A 15,047-nucleotide genomic window follows, 5' to 3' on the forward strand; every position below is an offset into this window, starting at 1 on the left:
TAATTTCCCGGCGAATCTTCAGTTACCCGCATATCTTACACAACCAATTTGGCGATGCAATAGTGAGTGTGATACAGTTGACTGATATAAACTGCGGATTTTTCTATTTTCGGACCGGGGCCCAATGACGGACCCTCGTTGTGGAGAACAGCATGCGGTGGCAGACCCTGACAGGAACGGCAGTCAGCTTTCTGGCGATCCACGCTCAGCCTGGCTTGAGCAAGGATTTTGAGAACTGGACCCATTTCGGCCTCCGGCCCTTGGGTATGGGCAATGCTTACGTAGCTGTTGCCGACGATTACAATGCACTGTTCTATAACCCGGCCGGTCTTGCCCGCCTTAAGGAATGGGATGGTGAGTTCCTGAACCCGCGGGTCGATTTGTCCACCAACCTCGGCGGCCTGATGAAGGACGTTCAGGATAAACTCAAATCCGGCAAGGTCTCGGATACCCTGGAATTGATCGAGGCGAATACCGGCAAAAGCTATCACGCCGGCTTTGGTCTGACACCCCACCTGATTTTCAAGAACTTTGGCTTTGGCATAGGCATCGACGTGGGAGCCTCCATGGTCTTCCATAAGAACATTGCCGCCGACTTTGACGCCGGCGTTCGCCTGGTCATGCCCTTCACGTTTGCGATGAATTTCCTCGATGACAAGCTGAGCGTCGGCGCCTCGCTCAAAGGCCGGGTCCGTGCCGGCGTCGATCGGCAGTTCACCATGGAAGACATTGAAGCCTTCCAAACCAAAGGGTCAGATACCAGCGACAAGAAGATCAATGACTACGCCCTCGGTGGTTTCGGAACCGGTGCCGACGTGGGACTGCTCTTTACACCGACCAAAACGATGGAACCCACCATCGGCGTGAGCGTCACGGATGTTGGAGCCACGAGCTATGAAACCCAGGACATTGGCGGCGAAGCGGTGGGCAATCCGGCCCCGCAGCTGGCCAGTGTCAACGTGGGTTTCAGTCTGAAGCCCGTTCAAAAAGATAAGTTCTATGTTTTGACTTCGATGGACATGCATTCCATCAACCAGCCCTACTCGTTTTCCAAGAAATGGAATCTGGGTACGGAGGTCGGTTACGGCAGCATCATCAAACTGCAGGCCGGACTTTATCAGGGTTACCTGACGGGCGGTTTCCAGTTTGATGTCGGTGTTATCAACCTGCGCGCCATCACCTATGCCGAGGAGCTGGGAACCCAGGCCGGGTTTCAAGAGGATCGCCGTTACGCCGTGCAAATCAAGTTACTGCTCTGACCCCGAAGTCAAACAACTGCTATCACAAGAGGACAAGGTCCATGTCGATCCAACGATACTCGAAGATGGTTTCCCCCTATATTTTGGCCGTTTGCCTGTCTTCCCAGGGCTTTGCCAAGGGTCTGGATACACTGCAGGCGGACAGCCCGCAGGCTCCAGCGACCAGCACGCCACTGCCAGGTGGACAGCCGACGCCAACGAGCGACAGTGTTCCCGCTGGTCCGAGCGCCGTGCAGCCTGCCGTGCAGACCCAGGCGCCGGCGCCAACGCCTCCCACGAGCGACGTGGACCGGCTGTACCTTGGCTCGAGTTTTTCCTGGATCAATCTTTCCGGCAGCAAGGGTGATTGGGTGACCGGCACGACAGCCGATATCGAAGCCGGTTATCGCTTTCTCACGATTATGAAAAAATTCGATCTGTTTGGCACCTTCCGCTATCGTCCCACGGAAGCTCTCGTGCAACTCGACAATCGCGAGTATCGTGCAATTGTCGAAAGCTATCTCTTTGGTGCCAAGGCCCGTATGGCTTTGAACAGTAAACTCTCGGTGAATGCCTCGGCGGAACTGGGCATGTCGGAGACTCATCTGAATTCCAACGACTCGATTCCAACGATTGATCAAAGCCTTGAGAAATCCGGGGTTGATCTGAACCTGGGCGGTGGGGTATCGTATCTTGTTCTGGAAAAATTCGCCGTAGGCGGGAAACTGACCCTCGGTTCCGGAGCATTTAAGTCCGTCCAATTAGGTGTTGATCTTCGGTTCATGCTCTGACGCGGGCCGATAGACCAAGCCCCCAGCGACTCAGTATGGATCCCGATGAAAACAAGCCCACGCGGAATCTTGTGCGTTCTTGCCATCTTCGTCACGCTTCTGCAAAGCTGCCGCCTGGAAGAAGTGACTGGTGAAGTTCTGGTTCGCGCACCGAATCCTGGAACCTATGAGATTTACCGCATCGAATCCGAAGAGCCCCTGCAGTTCATCTCGGAGCAGGTTGGCCAATATAACCAGCCCTTGCGGCTGGTTCCTGGCCGCTACCTGATCCTCGCTGATTGCAGCTACGAGATCCTGACTGTTCTGCCGAACGTAACTCAGTCGCTCGTCGCGCATCAGGTGCTCTTCAATCCGCCGGTCGCTCCCGCGGCCGAGGATAACTTTTCCATTCAATGCAATCGCTTCACCAAGACCAAATCGCGTCAGCATCTGCACAATCGCTATGCCTTGAATATTCTGCATGGAACCCGCGATCTTTTGGTCGGCATGATTCCGATGTCGATTGATTTCAACAAGGTGAACGATACCGCGAATCCGAAGATCCTGAGCTATAACCTCTCCGGTATCAAGATCGCATCCTATGAAGGCATGAAGCCGGCCACGAGTTTCTTCGTCTCGCCCGCGGATGGTCTTTTATCGATTACCGAAACCCAGAAGTTCGGTCGCTGGCAGTTCCTTCTCAAAGGCCGCTATCGGGTGGAAGTGAACGGCACGCGCCTGGAAGTGGATCTGGCTGAAGGTCAGCAGTATGAATTCCGACCGGCTTTCCTGCGGGTGAGTTCCTCGGACAATGTGAATATTCAGGCCTCGTCCAGCATCACCGGGACCCCTTCCTTCGTGGAACTTAACGCCGGTCACTGGCTCGATCTCAATGAAACCTATCCGGTGCTGCCGGGTGAGGCTTCCATCAAACTCAATGGTTCCCTGCATGAGCATAAGGTCACTCTGGTGGAAGGCGAACTCACCGAACGCAAGGCGCGCTCGGTGCTGGTCGATCTGGATTGTTCCGCCTGGGACTGGAGCTGTCTCGGCAGTCGGGAAATTTTCCTCTATGAAAGTGACAAGGCCTATCACTTTGCCGAAGGGACTTCGGATGTCCCGATCCTCTTTTTTGAAGAGGATGTGTGGCTGAGCATCCAGGGCTCCCGCGATATTCGTTATAAGATTCCTCCGACCTCGCAGGACACCACGCTCAAGGTTGGATTTTTGAAACTGATTCCCCGGCAGCTGCACCGTCCGGGTCAGGTGACCGACCTGTCCCGCATCGAAGCGGCTGGCGCGCCGTTGACCGGTCACTCCCTGGATTTGCCCGTGGAAGGCGACGTGCTGATGCCGCTCGTGGTGGGACGTTATTATCTGACTCAATACACGGCCCTCGCCACAGCCGACTGGGATCGGCGGACCAACCGCCTTCCCATTTCGATTGCGCCGCAGGATACGGTCGAGATTCCCTATTATGTCTATGTATCAGAAAAGAAACTGAAGCAGATTCGGGAGATGCAGGCCAAGACCCGGCAGCAGCAGATTCAGAAGAAATTCCGACTGATGCAGAGCCGGTACCGGCCAATCGTCCCGACCGCTGTGGATTGATTCACTGGGCCACACGATCGCGGGCCGCCTTGATCAGCTGGCGCGCGTGCGTGAGACTCGAACTTGTCACCTGATCGCCTGACAGAAGACGGGCGATTTCCTCTTCGCTGGCCTTGCGATTCAATTTCAAAATCTGCGATTCGGTGGATTCACCTTTCTGGGCTTTCTGGACCAGAAAATGAGCGTCCCCATAGGCTGCAACCTGCGGCAGGTGCGAGATGCAGATCACCTGAAAACTGGTCGAAAGTTCCTTCAATTTCTTGCCGACGATATGCGCTGTGTGTCCTGAAATCCCGGTGTCGATTTCATCGAAGACCATGACACAGGTATTGGCACCCATCGCCAGGGCTTTCTTGAAGCCGAGCATGATCCGCGAAATCTCGCCTCCCGAGGCGACCTTGGCCAACGGCTTGAGGCCTTCCCCCGGGTTGGCTGACAGCAGAAACTGCCCGCGCTCGCGGCCCTGTTTGCCCGTTTCGGTCAGGATGCTGGCGCAGTGCTGCCAGTCCTCGACCAGAGCGGGATCGATGGAGGCGATATCGAGATTCGGGATGGTGTTCTGCACCTCCTGAAACTCGAAATCAATGCGCGCTCCCTTCATATTGAGATCATGCAGCTCGCTCACCACAGCCTTGACCGCACGCTGCGCAGCTTCCCGGCGGGCGGCCGAAAGTTTGTGCGCGTAGTCATCGGCTTCATTGAGCAGCTTTTTCAACTTGTCCAGGGATTCCGCCATGGCTTCCGGACCCTGCTGAACAAAGGAAAGCTCGGATTCGAGGCGCTCGTACTCAGTCATCATTTCTTCCACGCTCCGCACCGAGTGCTTGCGCATCAGACTCTGATAACCGGCCAGCCGCGACTGCAGCTCCTCGATTTCCTCCTCATCGAGAGTATGACGGGACACCGCCCGGCCTATGCCGTAGCTGAGTTCATCGAGAACCGTGCTGAGTTCGCTGAGCTGGGCGAGGCTGGCCCGAAGCGAGGCATCCTGCAGTTTTTCGGCCGGCGTTTCGAGCAGCCTTTGCAATTCCTGCAAAGCCGCGGTCAGGGAACGGCCGCTGTAACCTTCATCACAGATCCTCTGCGCCTGATCAAAAACCTTCTGCTGGGCCAGGACGAGACTGGATTCCTCGCAGACTTTTATCGTGCGCTCGTAATCCTCAAGACTCGGTCCAAAGCGGGCGAGTTCATCAAACCGGAACTGCAGATAATCCTGCTCACGACGTCGGGTGAGATACTGCTCCAGGCGCTTGCGCAGCTCCTGCAGAATCTGGTGGACCTGCTGCATGGCTGCCTGGACCCTGGTTTTCAAGCCCTGATCGGTGACGAATTCATCGATGTAATCGAGATGCGTGTGCGGGTCGAGCATGCGATGGTTTTCATGCTGACCGTAGATGTCGATGAGGGTGGCCCCCAGCTCCTTCAGGAGCGAGAGCGTGATCGGCTGATCATTCACCCAGGCCTGCGAGCGGCCTTTCTGGGCAATTTCCCGCCGAATGATGACTTCGGTCAGATCCTGATCATCGTGCCATATGCCATGGCTGTCGAGGACTTCAACGCAGGCATGACTTTTGGGTAAAAGAAAGGAGGCGGAGACATGGGCCCGGGGAAAACCACGGCGGATGACCTCGGGATCGGCCTTCGCGCCTAACAGAAAATGGAGAGCCTTAATCAGTATGGATTTGCCTGCTCCCGTCTCGCCAGTGATCACGTTGAGCTGCGGGGAAAATTCGATATGCAGTTCTTCGATTATGGCAAGACCGCGGATGGACAACTGGGTAATCATCGGAAAAACTCCGTGGAATAGCGGACGAACTTCCACAATGTCTCGAAGGTGCTGACGCTTGTCCAGTGACTTTTACAAATGTATGGGGGATCCAGGAAAGAGTGTGGAGCCATCGACGGGACTTGAACCCACGACCTGCTGATTACGAATCAGCTGCTCTACCAACTGAGCTACGATGGCTTTCGACAACGGTACAAACAAGCAATGCGCCTGGAGGCGCTCTGATTGGTCATTCCTATTGTGCTCAGAAACCAGAAAAAAATAAAGAGCGGAATGGCGTCCCCAAGGGGATTCGAACCCCTGTTACCGCCGTGAAAGGGCGGTGTCCTGGGCCAGCTAGACGATGGGGACCAGGGAGAAAGTGAGCCCTGCTGGATTCGAACCAGCGACCCGCACATTAAAAGTGTGCTGCTCTACCAACTGAGCTAAGAGCCCTCACTAACAACCTAACGCTTGCGCTAGGGAGTTAACTATCTACAGTCGCACCATTTTTGTGTCAACTTATTTTTCCAATAAATTTGCCGCCTCGCGTAAGTTGATTTTTAGGCCGGTTTCTCCTAGTATGGGCCCACCTACGTAGAGTCAGTCAGCCCTGTTCGAGAGAAAGTAAGCGCCGCATGACGATCATCAAAAGAAACCGCGTAACGACAAATAGCGATCTGATTTCCGCTATTGAGAAACTGTGTCCGCTCCTGGAGCGACAAAAGGAATTTGACGCGGTCACTGATCTTCGCAAGGCAGCCGACCAGCTGCGCGCCTCTGCGGAAAACAGCTCGGCCTGGAAAGAAGCCATTGAGTCCATCATCGAAGCCTTTGAAGGCGAACATGAACTCATGGCTTATACTATGCAGCGCGAGACGGATCAGTGGACTGAAGTCGAAGAATTATCGCAGGTCAGTTCCCGAGTCTTGAGTTTGGCAAGACGTCTGGCTTATTGAGCATATACGATTACGCAATTCCGTCAAAGTGAAGGGATGTCCATCTGGATATTTTTTCACGATTACCTTTTGCCGGAATCTTGTTATAATTTTCACCATATACGCTGCAGCTCGGCCCCGGGCGCATGCAGTCGCAGTCCGCGACGTCAGCCTCGACGACTTACCTGCGACGAGTCATCTTTCATTTCACAGTAGGGTGCTGCCATTAGTACGACACAATCGAATTTCAAACCAAGTACCTTGAAGTTGGATTATTTCCTTTATTCCTGCTTCGAATATGAACAAACCTGCAAAGCCCTGCCTGGCAAAGCCATGGGACCACAAAGGTGGCCGCATGGAGTGGCCTTTCTGGATGGCGAGCGGGATAGCTTTCGTGACTTGGGTGATCTTGGGACGCAGGTTGAAGCCTGCCTCCGCTGGTATGTGGAGCAGTTTCCCCCGCTGCTGGAAGATCGCAGCATGACCATGGAAAATATCGGCAACCTGACCGCTCCCGCCGTATTTTTCTGCCTGGATCTGAAGATTCTGGCCGGTGCTGATAGTCAAAACACCGCGGACGCCCTCCAGGCCAGCGATAACAACGCAGTTTGGGAAACCATCGATCGGCATCTCGATCAGCTGCTGCCGAATTTTTCCTCACACTTCAAGACATACCTGCGCTGGGTCTTCGTGAAAAAAGAAGAGCAGACCTGGGATGTCGGCTCACGCCCTCCCGTCGGTCGTTATGCTCCCTTTCAGCGTCGCGGTCGTCCCGGTGACAGCAAAGGTCCCCCACGTCGTAGTGGAGGCGGCCAGGGCGGAAGACCTCAGCAGGGTGGTCGTGACCGCCACGAGCGCGGCCAGGATCGCGATCGTCCACGCGGACCACGTCGCGATGCAGGTGCTGGCGGTATCAAAAGTGGCGGCAGTCATGCCGATCAGGAAAGAGCCGCGCTGGAAGCCGTCCGCACAGCTGTGGATCAATTGCGCAGCAATCCGGCCCTGGCCGAAATCAAACTCGACCCATCCAACAGTTTCTTTCGGCGTCTGCAGCATAAAAGAGCCGTGGCGGAAGGCTTCCATTCCTTTTCGACCGGAGAAGGCATGCAGCGCGCTGTGGTTGTGACGCGCGAGAAGCAGGAGCAAGAGGATAATCCATGACCGCGGTCGTATGTATAACAGGCGCTTCGTCGGGCATCGGCGAGGCGCTGGCCCTGGTTTACGCTGAGCAAGGCTGCCATCTTGTATTGGGAGCCCGGCGTCTCGATAAACTCCAGGCCCTGGAACCGGTGCTCAAGGAAAAGGGTGCCGCTTCCATTCTCAGCCTTCCCCTTGATGTCCGCTCGCTTGAATCCGTTCAGTCCTGGGTCAAAGCCGCTCAGCAAAAGCATAGTCACCTGGATGTCCTGGTGAATAATGCGGGGCTTGTGATCGGACTGGAGCCGGTGGAGACGGGACGAATTGAGGATTGGGAAACCATACTCGATACCAATGTTCTGGGCGTCATGCGGGTCACGCAGGCCTTGATTCCCATCTTTAAAAAGCAGGGCTCAGGTCACATCGTGATGATCGGGTCGATTGCCGGGCATCAGCCTTATGAAAATGGTGGGGCCTACTGCGCCAGCAAGTTTGGAGTGAAGGCTTTGACCGGTGTGTTGAAGCATGAACTCAACGGAACCGGCATACGTGTTTCCACGGTGGACCCCGGCATGGTGGAGACGGAGTTTTCCGTCGTGCGTTTCCGTGGCGACAAGGAAAAGGCCAAGCAGGTTTATAAGGGACTTGTTCCCCTGAATGGCCGCGATATTGCCGAGTGCGTGCTGTTTATGACCTCACGCCCGTCGCATGTGAATATCGATAGCATCATTGTTATGCCGACGGCGCAGGCCAGTGTTTACAAGGTGCATCGGCAGACTTAAGAAAACCATTCCGCCTGCAGCATCGGCTGCAAGTTTTTGAGTGTTTCCTGCAGTTCGGGGTAGCTGCGCGTCTCTCCGTGGAATACCCTGCGAATCAAATTCCCTGTGATTTCAATATAGCCTTCCAGCCAGCCCATGCCGTGATGCGGCGGGTTTCCTGAACCCAGTCGGGTGTCCTTGCGAGTCAATACCCTTCGATCGCGGCCTTCGCCAATGAAAATTTCATCGGGTCGCTCAAACGTCCAGGTGGCGCTGCGTTGGGAGCCCAGCACGTTGACCTCGAAGTGATTGGTGGCGCCGTGAATGGTTTTGGAAATCGAACCCATGGCGCGGCCTGCGTTAGGGTATTGCAGCATCAACTGCACATGCGAGTCGCGATGCGGGCTGTCCGAGTTGATGAAGGATCGCCAGCCGCGAACCTGCGTGGGGGCGTGTCCGAAGAGGAAACTCACAGCATCAACCCAGTGCGTGGCAATGTCGAGGTACACATCGTAGGCGCCGGCCAGACTGATATCATCCTTCCAGGTGCGTGCTCCTTTTTCCTGAGTCAGGGCGCGTTCTGCGGTGGACGCCTGCCAGTAGCGGCCTTCGATGGCGATCACGGTGCCGAATTCACCCTCCATCAGCATATGCCTTAAGGTTTGGAGACCCCAGGTCTGACGATAAACATGCAGGATGGCGGTCGGCGTTTTCACGTCCCTGAGTTGATGCAGTTCATCGAGATTCACGCAGGCCGGCTTTTCACAGAGGATGGCGGGAAAGCCCGAGCGGGCCGCATCCCGAATGGTGGCCGCATGCAGGCCATGGGGATTGGCGATACAGAGGAGCGGCTTTTCATATTTTTTCCGCTCATGCGCGAGCGAGGCATCGCGTTCCAGCCATACAGGCATTTCGAGGCCCAGCCCGGGGTGCAATACCTTCAGGCAGGCAAGACTTTTGGCAATGGCATGTCCGGCACGACCTGTTCCGAGTATTAAGGGTGTAACAGTCATAAAGTTCCCCATCGTCGAAAGTTCTGCGCTCCAGCGCCCGGAGATGCGGGTTGCCAGGCTGTCCTTTCTTTATCACAATCAACCTGAACTTCCTTATGTGAAGAGGACATTCCATGAAGATGAAGACAAGGCTATGGTTTTTGCTTTTTGTCCTTTCCCTGGCCGGGGCAGGTTGCACTCATACGGAGATAAGTCCTCAGGGGCCGGCCTATGACGCGGAGCTCAGTAACTTTGAGTATCCAAGGCCCGTTCATTTTTTGGAGTTGTCGAGCCAGGGGCAGAGGCTGCGCATGGCCTTTATGCTGGCGGAACCGGCGAAAGCCAACGGGCGGACCGTTCTTCTTTTGCATGGGAAAAATTTCTCGGGGCACTACTGGGAACCCACCACGGCTGCTCTGGTGGCCAAGGGGTATCGAGTACTCGTGCCGGACCAGATTGGATTTGGGAAGTCTTCGAAGCCCGGGTCCTATCAATATAGTTTTCATCAGCTCGCGGCACTGACGGAACAACTGATGAACCATTTGAAAATCGATAAGATCTCGGTCGTCGGTCATTCGATGGGTGGGATGCTGGCGACACGCATGGCTTTGATGTATCCGACGCGTGTGGAAAAGCTTGCGCTGGTGAATCCGATCGGTCTTGAGGATTGGAAAACTGTGGTTCCTTATGCAACGGTGGATGAGGTCTATGCGGGTGAATTGAAGGCGGATGAGGCGAGCATTCGGGAGTATCAGAAGAATTCCTACTTCGGAGGTCAATGGAAGCCGGAGTATGAAAAACATATTGACGTTCTTGCCGGCTGGACACGGCATCCTGATTATCCGAAGGTGGCCTGGGTCGCGGCGCTCACCTCGGACATGATCTTCACGCAACCCGTGCTTTATGAATTCAGTAACATTCGAGCCCCTACCCTTCTCATCATTGGACAGCGCGACCGCACCGCCTTGGGAAAAGCCCGTGCGCCCGCATCGGTCCGTTCATCACTTGGGAATTATCCTGAACTTGGACGCAAGACTGCGCGTGCGATACCAAAAGCCAGTCTTGTGGAAATCAGGGAGGCCGGGCATATGCCGCAGGTGGAGCAGTTTTCGGTCTATATGGATGCCTTGAGTCATTTCCTGGAATAAATCTGGAAGCACGACAGGACTGCCCAACAAGATTGGCAGCCAAATGCTTCGTTATTGGAGTGGCGCTATAATTTCGATACCCCAGGGCTCAAAATCGCGACGGTTCTGTGTTGCAATCGGCAGATCAAGAATTTTGGCGGTGGCCCCGATAAAAAGATCTTCGGTGTGAAGGGTGATCCCTTTCGCAGCCATTTCCGCGCGTTTTTCCGCTGCAAGAGCTGCGATTTCTGGGCTTACTGAGATGACATCAATATCGCCATCGTCGATGAGTTTCCTGAAACTCGCCAAGGCTTTTTTCGAATTCGCCTTTCTCAGCCCGTATTCCGTTTCATAGATGACGACGACTGATGTGGCTGCGCTTGGCAGAGTTTCGAAGAAGGCAAAGGCCTTTTCCCGAAGTTCCACGTTCTTGCTGACCAGGGCTGAAAGGACACTTGTATCGATGATCAATCGCTCCTCCTTCGGGATTACTTAACATCCACTTCCTTTATGGGACCACGTAGCTCTCCAAAATCCTCCGAGTATATTCCCTCGTCCTCGGCGGCTTTCATGAAGTCCCGCATCAGTTTTGCCCGTCGCTGTCGCTTGAGTTCCAAAAGTAGCTGAAGGTCTTTCTCGCCGATGATTGCGCCTGCCGGCTCCCCACTTACCTGGATGCGCTGGGGCGCGCGCTGTGCAGCTTTCACCAGTTCTGACATCCTGTTCTTCGCTTCGGAAACAGACAATGGTTGGTCAGTTTTCCTTGCGTTCGTCATGGCTCGATCTCCTCGAAAATTTGGAGCTTGCCGCTCCTTTGACTGTTTATCGGAAAAATCCAACTTCAGGTCAAGAGGATTTCTGGCCTTCGGGCTATCTGGCCTTCTTAAGGAATTAAATAGCTGTTTTATTTATGAAAGTTTCCAAACAACTTTCGACAAGACCCCAGGCGGCATAAGGTCCAGTTTGCACAACTCTTTTTTAAGACTATGCAATCATCTAAAAATATTGGGAATTGTTGGTTCATCAAGGAGGGAAACGGCAGGCGGGGCAGAGGCCCCGCGAGATGCGGCACGCAGCGAGCCTACCACACTTAAAAAGGGACAACCTTCTGGTTGATTCGCCCAAATATACTCTTCCCGGCATCATCAAACATTTCGATCTCCACGCGGTCGCCATACTGAAGGAACGGTGTGGTCATGGTTCCGGTATCAATTTTCTCGATCATGCGTTTTTCCGCGAGGCATGAGGAGCCGCGGCTGCGATCCTCGTTCGAAACCGTGCCACTGCCGAGTATGGTTCCCGCAGTATAGGAACGGGTCTTGGCGATATGCGCGATGAGATCATGGAAGGAGAAATGCATTTCCGGACCGGCATTGGGATCCCCGAAAAGTTTGCCGTTCAGCCATGTTTTGAGCGGGCGATGCACGCGTCCTTCTTTCCAGGACGAACCGAGTTCATCCGGTGTTACCGCGAAAGGAGCGAAGGCGGAAGCGGGTTTCGATTGGAAAAAGCCGAAGCCTTTTTGCAATTCCACGGGAATAAGATTCCGGAGGGAAACGTCATTCACCACCATGACGAGGCGAATGTATTTTTCGGCATCGGCTTTCTTTGTGCCCTGCGGCAGGTCACCGAGTATCACCGCCACTTCCGATTCAAAATCACAGCCCCAGGCCACATCCGCGAGGCGGATATCTTCCGTTGGTCCAAGGAACACGCCGGATCCACCCTGATAAATCAAAGGATCCGTCCGCAAGGTTTCCGGCGGCTCGGCGCCACGGGCTTTCCTGACGAGCACCACATGGTTGATATAAGCCGAGCCATCAATCCATTCATAAGCGCGCGGCAAAGGCGAACGCCATGTCTGATCCGATGTTTTGGAGCCCAGCTGCGCATCCTTCTCCAGCAAGTCTGCAACTTTCTGAAGATGCGGCAGCGCCTCATCCCATTGATCCAGTGCATCCTGCAGAGTCGTCACATCAGGCCCGGCCGGCAGACAGCGCTGCAGATCCCGGCTGACGACCATCAGTTCTCCATCTCGTGTTCCGTTGTCGCGTGTGCCGAATTTCATGATTCCCCCGTGGATTTAGTCCTTCAAACCAACAGCGTTCTTGAGTGATTGAATCTCCTGCGATGTGAGCTGCCGGTATTCACCAGGCTTCAAACTTTCAGGCAGATGCAGATCGCCATAACTGTAACGCAGGAGGCGGACGACCTTGTTGCCCAGGTGTTCAAAAAGACGTCGCACCAGGCGGTTGCGCCCCTCGCGGACCGTGATCATATACCAGGCGCCGCGGCTTTGTCCCATGTCGATGGTCTGAATAAAGTTCAGGTCCACGCCCGCCGCGGGACCGTCATCCAGGGTAAGGCCACGGCGAAGTTTGGCTTCCTCTTCATCGGTTAAACGCTTTTGCACAAGCACCTGGTAGGTCCGTGGCACCTTGAAGCTCGGATGTGTCAAGCGATGCACGAGTTCGCCATCGTTGGAAAGAAGCAGGAGCCCTTCGGTGCGATAGTCGAGGCGGCCGACGGGATAAAGCAGAAATTTGACCTGGCGCAGCGCAGGCAGATCAAAGATCGTGGCCTTGCCGTCCTCCCGGGCGCGGCTGGTCAAACAAAGATCAGGCTTGTTCAGCATCCAGTAAACAAGAGGCGGGCGCTCGGAAACCAGACGACCATCGACGGTCACCTGGTCCTGGTCGGGATCAATCCTCGTCCCGAGTTCTTTCACGACCTTGCCGTTGATCGAGATCCTCCCCTCCGTCAGCATCCTCTCCGCCTCCCGGCGTGAGGCCAGCCCCAGCTGGGAAAGCCACTTCTGTATCCGGATCAACTTGTCCTGGCTCATCGTCATCAAAACCTTTCGCATCATAACGGGCGCCGACGCGCGGCTGCTCCGTAGGTGCAGTCGGTTCGTCGCCAAGCAATTCAAGCTGCTCTCTTACCTGAAAATCGGTTTTGATGTCAGCAAAATCGCCTGTTCCGATGGTTTCATCCAGTCCTTCCGACACGGTTGGATCTTCCGATTCCGGATCGTCCATAAATTCATCGACATCGACCTCCTCGCCAAGATCGAGGCGGTTTTCCGCTTCGGCCATGGTTTCGGGGGCCGGCTGAAAGGCGGAGAGCGGCGGCAGATCGTCGAGGCTGTTGATGCGGAAAACGCGCAAAAATTCAGGGCTGGTGCCGAACATCATCGGCCGGCCTGAATCCTCCTTGCGCCCCACGCAGCTGATGAGTTCGCGATCGAGCAGGTTTTTGATAATGCTGCCGGCATCGACACCGCGGATCGCTTCGATATCCGCCCGCGTCACCGGCTGACGGTAGGCGATAATGGAAAGGGTTTCCAAGGCCGCGCGTGACAAAGGTCTCTGGCGGGCCGAGAACATGCGCTCCATCAGAGGCGCCGCGGCCGGCACCGTGCGGAATTGAAAGCCCACGCCCTTATCGTGTTCCAGACGAAAACCGCCGTTGCGTTCCCGATAGAGGCGCACAAGGTTTTGAATCACCCGATCGACTTCGGTGCTGTCGGCGGGATTGCCGTCCTCATCGGCCAGGATTTCCGCAACATCCTGCGCGGAGAGCGGTTTGGGAGCTGCAAAGAGTATGGCCTCGACCTGACCTTCAAGGGTAAGAGCCTCATCCCAGCGCATGAGCCCATCGCGGGATTCCCCGGTGGGGCCCGCTTCCAGGGTCAAGTCAGGGGCGTCGGCAGCGGATGGCTCATCCGCGGCAGCATCGGGGAAGTCCTCTTCGTCTTCAAAAAGACCTTCGGGCTTCGGATCATCCATGCTCATACTCCATCCATTTCCGGCGGTTCAGCCAAACGAGGGCGCTCCATGCCTTTCACCTGCAAAGGCAGCTGTTTGGCATCGAGATCACTGCGATAAAGCCAGAGAGGTCCGTTCAACTCCTCCTGGTGCACCTTGATCGTGCCGGCCTTGGCCAGCTCAAGCGAGGCGAGAATATAGACGACCAGTTCATAGCGCGACTGGAAGGTTTTGTAAAAGCCCTGAAACAGGGCAAAATTCACGTTATCAATGATGCGCCCGAGCTCGATGATCTTTTCCTCGACCGTCACCTGGTGCATCTTTGCTTCGTGTCGTGCGGCCGGTTTGCGTTCCGCCAGATCACGCAGCATCTGTTCATAGAGGACGACCAGCGACGCGGGATCACCCACCAAAGGCGCTTCGATGGCTTCGTACAGTGGCGTGAGGCGCTGCCATTCCATCGAGGAACGGATCTGCACACCGAACTGGGGTTTGACGGACAGATATTCCGCAGCTTTCTTGAAGGTTTCGTACTGCAGCAGGCGTTCCTGCAGGTTGTAGCGCGGATCATCCTCGCTCAGAAGGCCGCTCTCATCCTGACTTTCCTGACCGGGCAGGAGCATCTTCGTCTTGATTTCAATCAGCGTCGCGGCCATTTCGATAAATTCGCCGGCATCGGCCAAATCATCGTAGCGCAGGATTCGTAGATACGCGAGGTACTGCTGAGTGAGCTTGAAGATATCGATATGAAAAATATCGATTTCATTCACGCGGATCAGGTGCAAAAGAAGGTCAAGAGGCCCCTCGAATTGCTCAAGTTTTAGGTAATACTGCGTCGTCATGCCCTGAATCCCTGGCGCTTTCGTTGAGCCGGTTCTAAACAATCTGGTGATTCTAGCGAAAAGCTGCGAGTTTGGATAGCACTTGGGTCGATCGGCGGA

Annotated in this window: 15 protein-coding genes and 3 tRNA genes; 7 read left to right on the plus strand and 11 right to left on the minus strand. The window is 55.1% G+C overall.

Annotated features, from left to right (window positions below):
* Positions 1–152: 152 nt before the first annotated feature.
* The 3 genes from OLTU_RS31080 to OLTU_RS31090 all read left to right on the plus strand — a co-directional run bounded on the left by OLTU_RS31080 (position 153) and on the right by OLTU_RS31090 (position 3,619).
* On the plus strand, positions 153–1,259 hold the full coding sequence (locus OLTU_RS31080; RefSeq protein ID WP_141736596.1) for a hypothetical protein: 1,107 nt from the start codon (positions 153–155) through the stop codon (positions 1,257–1,259).
* Positions 1,260–1,300: 41 nt separating this feature from the next.
* Positions 1,301–2,029: an outer membrane beta-barrel protein gene (locus OLTU_RS31085; RefSeq protein ID WP_141736597.1), complete on the plus strand. Its 729-nt coding sequence runs from the start codon at positions 1,301–1,303 to the stop codon at positions 2,027–2,029.
* Between the two features lie 69 nt (positions 2,030–2,098).
* Entirely contained in the window at positions 2,099–3,619 is a 1,521-nt protein-coding gene (locus tag OLTU_RS31090; protein ID WP_218110385.1) for a hypothetical protein, read from the plus strand.
* 1 nt (position 3,620) lies between these two features.
* Here OLTU_RS31090 and recN read toward each other — a convergent pair whose 3' ends face one another.
* From recN to OLTU_RS31110, 4 genes are all read right to left on the minus strand, one after another.
* Positions 3,621–5,405 carry a DNA repair protein RecN gene (gene recN / locus OLTU_RS31095; protein ID WP_141736599.1) on the minus strand — a complete coding sequence of 595 codons (1,785 nt, stop codon included), beginning with the start codon at positions 5,403–5,405 and terminating at the stop codon, positions 3,621–3,623.
* Positions 5,406–5,509: 104 nt separating this feature from the next.
* A tRNA-Thr gene (locus OLTU_RS31100) sits at positions 5,510–5,585 on the minus strand.
* 94 nt (positions 5,586–5,679) lie between these two features.
* Positions 5,680–5,756, minus strand: a tRNA-Glu gene (locus OLTU_RS31105).
* Positions 5,757–5,767: 11 nt separating this feature from the next.
* Positions 5,768–5,840 (minus strand) — tRNA-Lys (locus OLTU_RS31110).
* A 182-nt stretch (positions 5,841–6,022) separates the two neighbouring features.
* Here OLTU_RS31110 and OLTU_RS31115 point away from each other — a divergent pair.
* From OLTU_RS31115 to OLTU_RS31125, 3 genes are all read left to right on the plus strand, one after another.
* Positions 6,023–6,343, plus strand: a complete 321-nt coding sequence (locus OLTU_RS31115; protein WP_141736600.1) for a hypothetical protein — start codon at positions 6,023–6,025, stop codon at positions 6,341–6,343.
* 240 nt (positions 6,344–6,583) lie between these two features.
* Positions 6,584–7,483: a R3H domain-containing nucleic acid-binding protein gene (locus OLTU_RS31120; protein WP_218110386.1), complete on the plus strand. Its 900-nt coding sequence runs from the start codon at positions 6,584–6,586 to the stop codon at positions 7,481–7,483.
* Positions 7,480–8,241, plus strand: a complete 762-nt coding sequence (locus OLTU_RS31125) for an SDR family NAD(P)-dependent oxidoreductase (RefSeq protein WP_141736602.1) — start codon at positions 7,480–7,482, stop codon at positions 8,239–8,241. Before OLTU_RS31120 ends, OLTU_RS31125 begins: the two co-directional genes overlap by 4 nt.
* On the opposite strand, the gene OLTU_RS31130 is transcribed toward OLTU_RS31125, so the two are convergent.
* On the minus strand, positions 8,238–9,233 hold the full coding sequence (locus tag OLTU_RS31130; protein ID WP_141736603.1) for a Gfo/Idh/MocA family protein: 996 nt from the start codon (positions 9,231–9,233) through the stop codon (positions 8,238–8,240). The two genes, OLTU_RS31125 and OLTU_RS31130, sit on opposite strands and share 4 nt — an antisense overlap.
* 119 nt (positions 9,234–9,352) lie before the next feature.
* Between OLTU_RS31130 and OLTU_RS31135 the strand changes: the two genes are divergently transcribed.
* Complete coding sequence (locus tag OLTU_RS31135) at positions 9,353–10,360, plus strand: alpha/beta fold hydrolase (protein ID WP_141736915.1); 1,008 nt, start codon at positions 9,353–9,355, stop codon at positions 10,358–10,360.
* Between the two features lie 51 nt (positions 10,361–10,411).
* On the opposite strand, the gene OLTU_RS31140 is transcribed toward OLTU_RS31135, so the two are convergent.
* The 6 genes from OLTU_RS31140 to OLTU_RS31165 all read right to left on the minus strand — a co-directional run bounded on the left by OLTU_RS31140 (position 10,412) and on the right by OLTU_RS31165 (position 14,948).
* Positions 10,412–10,810, minus strand: coding sequence for a type II toxin-antitoxin system VapC family toxin (locus OLTU_RS31140; protein WP_176737116.1), 399 nt, complete (start codon positions 10,808–10,810; stop codon positions 10,412–10,414).
* Between the two features lie 17 nt (positions 10,811–10,827).
* A complete protein-coding gene (locus OLTU_RS31145; protein ID WP_141736605.1) occupies positions 10,828–11,115 on the minus strand; it encodes a type II toxin-antitoxin system prevent-host-death family antitoxin in 288 nt (95 codons plus the stop codon).
* A 314-nt stretch (positions 11,116–11,429) separates the two neighbouring features.
* Positions 11,430–12,407, minus strand: coding sequence for a fumarylacetoacetate hydrolase family protein (locus OLTU_RS31150; RefSeq protein ID WP_141736606.1), 978 nt, complete (start codon positions 12,405–12,407; stop codon positions 11,430–11,432).
* Between the two features lie 15 nt (positions 12,408–12,422).
* The gene (locus OLTU_RS31155; RefSeq protein ID WP_369696369.1) at positions 12,423–13,106 is read right to left on the minus strand and encodes a pseudouridine synthase; all 684 of its coding nucleotides are present in this window, start codon (positions 13,104–13,106) and stop codon (positions 12,423–12,425) included.
* On the minus strand, positions 13,042–14,127 hold the full coding sequence (gene scpB, locus OLTU_RS32820; protein ID WP_245676849.1) for an SMC-Scp complex subunit ScpB: 1,086 nt from the start codon (positions 14,125–14,127) through the stop codon (positions 13,042–13,044). The genes OLTU_RS31155 and scpB overlap by 65 nt, the downstream gene beginning before the upstream one ends.
* Positions 14,128–14,129: 2 nt before the next feature.
* Positions 14,130–14,948 carry a segregation and condensation protein A gene (locus OLTU_RS31165; protein ID WP_176737118.1) on the minus strand — a complete coding sequence of 273 codons (819 nt, stop codon included), beginning with the start codon at positions 14,946–14,948 and terminating at the stop codon, positions 14,130–14,132.
* Between the last annotated feature and the right edge of the window lie 99 nt (positions 14,949–15,047).

Origin of the sequence: Oligoflexus tunisiensis, assembly GCF_001748245.1 — a bacterium.
In the GTDB taxonomy this organism is placed as follows: domain Bacteria; phylum Bdellovibrionota_B; class Oligoflexia; order Oligoflexales; family Oligoflexaceae; genus Oligoflexus; species Oligoflexus tunisiensis.

What these genes read in the sequence shown, in the direction of transcription:
- recN (WP_141736599.1), bottom strand. Translation starts at nt 5,405, where the DNA reads ATGATTACCCAGTTGTCCATCCGCGGTCTTGCCATAATCGAAGAACTG.
- OLTU_RS31125 (WP_141736602.1), top strand. Translation starts at nt 7,480, where the DNA reads ATGACCGCGGTCGTATGTATAACAGGCGCTTCGTCGGGCATCGGCGAG.
- OLTU_RS31085 (WP_141736597.1), top strand. Translation starts at nt 1,301, where the DNA reads ATGTCGATCCAACGATACTCGAAGATGGTTTCCCCCTATATTTTGGCC.
- OLTU_RS31080 (WP_141736596.1), top strand. Translation starts at nt 153, where the DNA reads ATGCGGTGGCAGACCCTGACAGGAACGGCAGTCAGCTTTCTGGCGATC.
- OLTU_RS31145 (WP_141736605.1), bottom strand. Translation starts at nt 11,115, where the DNA reads ATGACGAACGCAAGGAAAACTGACCAACCATTGTCTGTTTCCGAAGCG.
- OLTU_RS31135 (WP_141736915.1), top strand. Translation starts at nt 9,353, where the DNA reads ATGAAGACAAGGCTATGGTTTTTGCTTTTTGTCCTTTCCCTGGCCGGG.
- OLTU_RS31165 (WP_176737118.1), bottom strand. Translation starts at nt 14,948, where the DNA reads ATGACGACGCAGTATTACCTAAAACTTGAGCAATTCGAGGGGCCTCTT.
- OLTU_RS31115 (WP_141736600.1), top strand. Translation starts at nt 6,023, where the DNA reads ATGACGATCATCAAAAGAAACCGCGTAACGACAAATAGCGATCTGATT.
- OLTU_RS31130 (WP_141736603.1), bottom strand. Translation starts at nt 9,233, where the DNA reads ATGACTGTTACACCCTTAATACTCGGAACAGGTCGTGCCGGACATGCC.
- OLTU_RS31150 (WP_141736606.1), bottom strand. Translation starts at nt 12,407, where the DNA reads ATGAAATTCGGCACACGCGACAACGGAACACGAGATGGAGAACTGATG.
- OLTU_RS31155 (WP_369696369.1), bottom strand. Translation starts at nt 13,106, where the DNA reads ATGCTGACGGAGGGGAGGATCTCGATCAACGGCAAGGTCGTGAAAGAA.
- scpB (WP_245676849.1), bottom strand. Translation starts at nt 14,127, where the DNA reads ATGGATGATCCGAAGCCCGAAGGTCTTTTTGAAGACGAAGAGGACTTC.